The sequence below is a fragment of the Paraburkholderia sp. Ac-20347 genome, assembly GCF_017104805.1.
GTDB classification, from domain to species: Bacteria; Pseudomonadota; Gammaproteobacteria; order Burkholderiales; family Burkholderiaceae; genus Paraburkholderia; species Paraburkholderia tropica.
The window spans coordinates 63,029-69,041 of the sequence record NZ_JAAGPN010000012.1 but is presented as its reverse complement, the minus strand read 5'-3'; the positions used below and the strand labels follow the sequence as shown (position 1 = coordinate 69,041).

Genomic DNA, 6,013 nt, shown 5'->3' with positions numbered 1-6,013 from the left:
ATCGCGAGTTCGAGCAGACCGCCCGCGCTCATGGCGGCGGACACCGGCAGCGCCGCATCGGGCAGCAGCGCGGGCGCGGTGGACATCACCGGGCCGAACACGCAGGCCGTCACCGGGACGATCTCCGCAGCGGCAACGGCCGCAGCAGCGGGAGCGGCTGAAGCGGGTGCTTGCTTCGCGCCTTCGGCAGCCTCGGCCGTCGCGACTTCCGCCACGACGCTCTGCGCCACGGGCAGACAGCGCGCCACCGGCACCGCGCGCACGTTGCGATGGCCCGCGCCCGTGAAGCCTTCGACGAGGAAGCGGAACCAGCCGCGGTCGATCGCGGCCACGGTCTGCCGGCCGTCGGGCTGACGCGCGGGATCGAGCGCCAGATGGCAGGTCTGCGCGTCCTGGATCAGATGATCCTCGACGACGTTCGGCAGCGCCTGGCGCAGCCGCGGCCCCTTGAGCGGCGGCACGGTGGCGGAGACGGTCAGCAGGTCGCGCGCGGCGATCAGCAGCACGGTAGCCGTCGCTTTCGGCAACAGACCGAGCGCCGAGCGACCCGCGCGCTGCGTGTTGCCCGCCTTGTCGAGCAGCAGGAACGGCAGTTCCGGCAACTGCCATTCCTGCGAGTGAACCGCCGGATCGCGCGGCGGCATCAGGACGATCAGCGTGCTCAAACGCACCTCTTTTCGATGTTGGACTGGTACGGTTTCATGGTTCGTCGCGCACGCGCACGATGCGCGTCGTATGGGTCAGCGTATCGCGCCAGACGAGCGTGGTCCGGTCCACCACGGCGCGTTCGTGCTGCACGCGCCCATGGACCAGAAAATAGCTCGAATTGACGTCGCAGAGCGAGGTATCGATGCCCGATTGCGGAACACCGGAGCCCTCCAGCGCGAGCTGCACGTCGCTGAGATTGCGGAAAAACACGGTCTGCCGGCGCGACACGAAGGCCTGCGCGCTCGACAGGCTCATGCCCTGAACGGTCGCGGCCACGACTTCGGCGGGCGCGGTGTTCATGTTCACGGGCGTGGTGGTCGGCAGGATCGTCACGAACGGACGCAGCCGCGCGACGATGTCGGGCGTGAAGCCCGGCACGTCCTGCAGCGCGTCGACGCTCGTCATGACGATCGGCGCGTTGCCGCTGTTGCCGTCGGATTCCGAGAGGCCGGGATTGTTGGTGAAATTGCTGCCGCCGCTGCCGCCGCCCACTTGCTGCGTCGACGTGGTGCTGCCCGGCGTCGAACTGGTCTGGAAGCGCGTGACCGAATAGTTGAGGCCCGAGCGCAGATAGACGGCGGCGTTCTTGGCGAGCTGGCCGTCGATGCCGAGCAGTTGCAGCAGGCGCGCGAACACCTGGATCTGCGTGAGATTGAGCTGCAGCGCGCCCGGCGCCGGCGACGACACGAGGTTGCGCAGATTGAAGCGCGCCTGCGCATCTTCGATCGAGCCCGACACCCACGTGTCCTGGCCCTGTTCGGAGCGCACGTCGCCGATCTGGCCGAGGAAGTCGGAGAGCCGCGTCTTCGCGACCGGCATGCCCCACGCGCCGCCGAGATAGGTCACGCCCGCCGAGGTGTCGGCTTCGGAGCGCAGCACGAGGCGCGTCCAGTCGAGCGCGCCGCGCGAGATCCACTGCGCCTGCGCGAGCAGCCGCTGGTTCTCGATGCGCCGCAACTGCACCTGCTGGCGCCACAGCATGCCCGAGACGAGGATCGCCGACAGCGCCACCACGAGCAGCGCGCTGATGATCGCCGCGCCGCGCTGTTTGCGCCGAAGCCGCAGCGAAGACAACGCAGGCGAAGAACGAGGAGAACGAAGAGAACGAAGGCGGCGCACGTTCATTCTCCGATCACGAAGACGCGCGTCACGGGCCGCGCGAGCGAGCGCGAGCCGATGCTCACCTGCAGCCCCGTCACCGCGCGCGGCACCGGTGCGTTGCCGAGCTGCGGCACCTTCACGTTGTTGTTGTTCGCGTCCAGCTGGCCGCGCACGTCGCCCATGTTCGTCGTCCAGCCGACCTTCGGCACGTAGAGGCGCGCGTCGATCGAGCCCACGCCCTGCATCATCGGCAAGGCGCTCCAGGCGTCCGATTCGCCGCCGCGCTGCGCGCGCCGCAGCGCGCCCACGGTTGCCAGCGGCGGCGACGCATAGCGCACCACGCGGCCATTCGACACGCGATAACGCACGACCTGCAGACGCGGCGGCGCGCCCGGCGGCACCGCGAAGGCGCGCACGATCTGCAGGGCGCCGCCGTCGACCGAGACCGCCGGACCGCCCGCTTCGTCGTCGCTGGCGGCCATGCGCGCGTCGATGCGCATCTGGTCGAAGGTCTGCGCGAACACGCGCTCCTCGGCCATCGACTGGCTGATGATGTTGCGCCCGCGCACGATCTGGTCGAGTCCGCGCCACGCGAGGATCGCGACCACGGCGAGGATCGCGATGGCGACCAGCAGTTCGATCAGCGTGAAGCCGCCGGCGCGGCGCGGCGCGCGATCACAGCGACCGGTTCGTTTCATTGCCGATCACCGTGACGAGTTGCGCGAGATTGCCGGCGCGGCCCGGCGTCGTCACCGACACCTCCACGCGGCGGAATACGGGGTTGGGCGTGGACGCCACGCGCTGCGTGCACATGAGCGTCAGATTGCCCTGCGAGCAGTCGAAACTGCGCTGGCCGACATCGGGCCAGACATGCGCGAGATGCAGCTGCGCGAGCGCGTTGTCGGCGCTCCAGCCGGCCAGCAGGCGATCGTGCAGATCGGCTTCGCTGGCGGCGAGGCTGCCGACCGCGCGCAACGACGCCGCGAGCGCGATGGCGACGATCGCAAGCGCGACCAGCACTTCGATCATCGTGAAGCCGCGCGCGGTGCGCGACGAAGCCCTGCGCGACGCACGCGAGCGCGGCGAGGAACAGCCGGGGTGAGCGGGGCGGCGCATCTCAGCGCACCTCGAAGCGGCCGGTGCCCGTGCCGATGATGGTCGCGCGGCCCACGGCCGAAAACAGCGTGATCTGCACGGGTTGATCGACGGCTTCGGTGCCGAACACGAGACGGCTCGCCTGCGAGTCGTCGTCGGCGCCCGGATAGTTGATCGCCACGCCCGTCACGCCGCCTTCCCAGCGGCGCGGACCGAGCAGATCATCACGCAGCGGACGCCAGCCGTCCTCGGTGCGCACATCGAAGCGAAAACCGCCCGAGAGCGGCTGCCACGCGATGGGCTGCGCGCGCACCTGCGCCTCGTCGCCCGCCGATTCGAGCAGCAGCGCGACGCGTTGCGCTTCCTCGTTGAGATCGGTGCGCGGATTGCGCGTGAGCGAAATCGACGCGAGCGAGATCAGCAAGCCCGCGATCATCAGCACGACGAGCATTTCCAGCAGCGTGAAGCCCGCCGCGCGCGCACGCGGCGACATGCGCGACGGCATGCCGGACGACGCACGAAGCGGCGCGCGGACACAGCGGCGGGAAGGGCTTGAGCTCATGGGGCTGGAAAAGACGGGCTGGAAAAAGCGGGCTGAATGAGACGGGATTCGTGTAGTCGAAGGAGCCGCCGACGCGCCACGCATGCCTGAAAAAAGGGCGCGTGGCGCGGCGACGCTTACTGCCAGGAGCCGACGTCGGCGTCGTTACCTTCGCCGCCGGGCTTGCCGTCGGCGCCGTAACTGAACACGTCGATTTCGCCGTGCACGCCCGGATTCAGGTACTGGTACGGATTGCCCCACGGATCGTTGGGCAGGCGCTCGAGATAGCCGCCGTCCTTCCAGTTGTTCGGCACCGGGTCGGTGGTGGGCTTCTGGATCAGCGATTGCAAACCCTGGTCCTGCGTCGGATAGCGGCCGTTGTCGAGGCGATAGAGCTTCATCGCCTGCATGATCGTGCCAATGTCCTGCTTCGCCGCCACACGGCGCGCTTCGTCGGGACGGCTCATGATCTTCGGCACGATCAGCGCGGCCAGAATGCCGAGGATCGCGATCACGACCATGATTTCGATCAGCGTGAAACCGCGCTGGCGGCGCCCCTCGATTTGTGCACGGCCGAACTGCATCCGTTTTTGGGCCCACATGGACATGACTTCTTTCCCTCCTCGCTAAAAATCGTTGCGGCGCACAGCGTGCGCCACATTCCGTCCTGCGCGCGAACCAGACGTTCGCGCCTCTGTGACGGGTCATTGTAATGTCACACGATGACGCCTTCGCGACCTGTTTCCGCCGTCCCTTTCCGCGCCTTTCGCGCCGCGCGCGCCCGGCGTGACCGAGGAGCGCCTCAGGTTGCGGGAACGGCCCTCGCGGTGCCATCAAAACGCCCACAATACTCCGTACAATGGTGCGCATGAACCCACTGCAAATCCGCCTCCTGTCACTCGCCGCCTTCGCGGCCTTTTGCGCCACGGCTGCGTGGTGGACGCTCGAAATCGCCACCACCCGCGCCGCGCCCGTGCAGGCCGCGGCGGCGCAGGCGCCGGTGTCGCTCGATCAGGCCGGCACGCTGTTCGGCGGCAAACTCGACCGCAGCGCCGTGCAGGACATTCACCTGTTCGGCATCCTCGCGCTGCAACAGGGCGCGGCGGCCATCCTGAGCATCGGCGGCGAACCGGCCAAGGCCGTCTCGCTCGGCGGTCCGATCGGCCAGGACATCAAACTCGCCGAAGTGCGCGCGCGCTCGATCGTCATCGACCGCCACGGCGTGCGCTCGGAAGTCGCGCTGCCCGCCAACGCCGCCGGTCCCACCATCTACGTGCGCTGAGGCGCATCCCGAAGGCGGACGCCGCGGCGTCGCGCCTTCGCTATGTGGCGCGCGTTCGTCCGCTACTGCACCAGATTATTCAACTCGATGATCGGCAGCATCACCGCGAGCACGATCACCAGCACCACGCCGCCCATCGCCAGAATCAGCAGCGGCTCCAGCAGACTCGTCAGGAACATCGTCCGGCGTTCGAGTTCGCGCGCTTCACCTTCGGCCGCGCGGTCGAGCATCGTCGTGACGTCGCCGGTCGCTTCGCCCGAGCGGATCAGATGCACCAGCACTGGCGGGAACGTCTTCGTATTGCCGAGCGCGCGCGACAGCGACGTGCCTTCGCGCACGCGCACGATGGCTTCGTCGATGTTGTTGCGCATCGCCTTGTTCGAGAGCGTTTCGCCCGCCGCCTGCAACGCGCGCAGGATCGGCACGCCCGCCGCGCTCAGAATCCCCAGCGTGCTCGCGAAGCGCACGGTGTTATAGCCACGCACGAGCTTGCCCGCGAGCGGCGCCGTCAGCATCCAGCGATCGAAGGCGAGGCGCGGACCGGGACGCCTGAGCGTGGCGCGCACGATCCACGCGACGATCAGCACCGCGATCAGCACCGCCCACCACCACTGACGCACGAAACCCGACAGCGCCATCATCACGATGGTCAGAAACGGCAGTTGCTGCTTCGTGCTCGCGAACACGTTCACGACTTGCGGCACCACATAACTCAACAGAAACGTGACGATGCCGAACGCGATGATCGTCACGATCGTCGGGTACGTGAACGCCAGCACGATCTTCTGTTTGAGCGCGTTGCGCTGCTCGATGTAGTCGGCCAGACGCGAGAGCACGATGCCGAGTTTGCCGGTGTGCTCGCCCGCCGCCACGAGCGCGCGATAGATATCCGGAAAGTCGCGCGGATGCTGCGTGAGCGCGTTCGCGAGCGAATGGCCGCCGAGCACTTCGGCGCGGATCGCGGCCATCAGTTCGCGGATGTAATCGCGTTCGGCCTGTTCCGTGAGCACCGCGAGCGCCTCGCCGAGCGGCAGACCGGCAATCAGCAGGCTCGCGAGCTGCCGCGTGAGAATGGCCTGTTCGCGCTGCGAGAGCTTGCGACCGAGTGCGAGACGCTGCTGACGCGCGCCGCGCGTACGCGTGGCCGCCGGTTCGACGACGAGCGGCGTCAGTCCCTGGCCACGCAATTGCGCACGCGCACTGCGCGCGCTGTCGGCATCGAGTACGCCTTTTTGCGCCTTGCCCGCGGCGTCGATCGCTTCAAAGCGAAATGCTGGCATGTTGCT

At 68.2% G+C, this 6,013-nt stretch carries 8 protein-coding genes; 1 reads left to right on the top strand and 7 read right to left on the bottom strand.

Annotated features, from left to right (window positions below):
• The 6 genes from gspL to gspG all read right to left on the bottom strand — a co-directional run.
• A partial coding sequence (gspL, locus tag G3N97_RS04260; protein ID WP_241030370.1) for a type II secretion system protein GspL occupies positions 1-665 on the bottom strand: 665 nt, incomplete at its 3' end.
• A 34-nt stretch (positions 666-699) separates the two neighbouring features.
• The gene (gene gspK, locus G3N97_RS04255) at positions 700-1,782 is read right to left on the bottom strand and encodes a type II secretion system minor pseudopilin GspK (protein WP_241030369.1); all 1,083 of its coding nucleotides are present in this window, start codon (positions 1,780-1,782) and stop codon (positions 700-702) included.
• Between the two features lie 47 nt (positions 1,783-1,829).
• A complete protein-coding gene (locus tag G3N97_RS04250; RefSeq protein ID WP_205992044.1) occupies positions 1,830-2,507 on the bottom strand; it encodes a prepilin-type N-terminal cleavage/methylation domain-containing protein in 678 nt (225 codons plus the stop codon).
• Entirely contained in the window at positions 2,485-2,925 is a 441-nt protein-coding gene (gspI, locus tag G3N97_RS04245; RefSeq protein ID WP_205992042.1) for a type II secretion system minor pseudopilin GspI, read from the bottom strand. Before gspI ends, G3N97_RS04250 begins: the two co-directional genes overlap by 23 nt.
• Before the next feature lies 1 nt (position 2,926).
• Complete coding sequence (locus tag G3N97_RS04240; RefSeq protein WP_205992041.1) at positions 2,927-3,466, bottom strand: GspH/FimT family pseudopilin; 540 nt, start codon at positions 3,464-3,466, stop codon at positions 2,927-2,929.
• A gap of 116 nt (positions 3,467-3,582) precedes the next feature.
• Entirely contained in the window at positions 3,583-4,029 is a 447-nt protein-coding gene (gspG, locus tag G3N97_RS04235; protein WP_205992052.1) for a type II secretion system major pseudopilin GspG, read from the bottom strand.
• Positions 4,030-4,313: 284 nt separating this feature from the next.
• Here gspG and G3N97_RS04230 point away from each other — a divergent pair, with 284 nt between their 5' ends.
• Complete coding sequence (locus G3N97_RS04230; RefSeq protein ID WP_205992040.1) at positions 4,314-4,727, top strand: general secretion pathway protein GspC; 414 nt, start codon at positions 4,314-4,316, stop codon at positions 4,725-4,727.
• Between the two features lie 62 nt (positions 4,728-4,789).
• Here G3N97_RS04230 and gspF read toward each other — a convergent pair whose 3' ends face one another.
• Positions 4,790-6,007 carry a type II secretion system inner membrane protein GspF gene (gspF, locus tag G3N97_RS04225; protein WP_065061786.1) on the bottom strand — a complete coding sequence of 406 codons (1,218 nt, stop codon included), beginning with the start codon at positions 6,005-6,007 and terminating at the stop codon, positions 4,790-4,792.
• Positions 6,008-6,013: the final 6 nt, after the last annotated feature.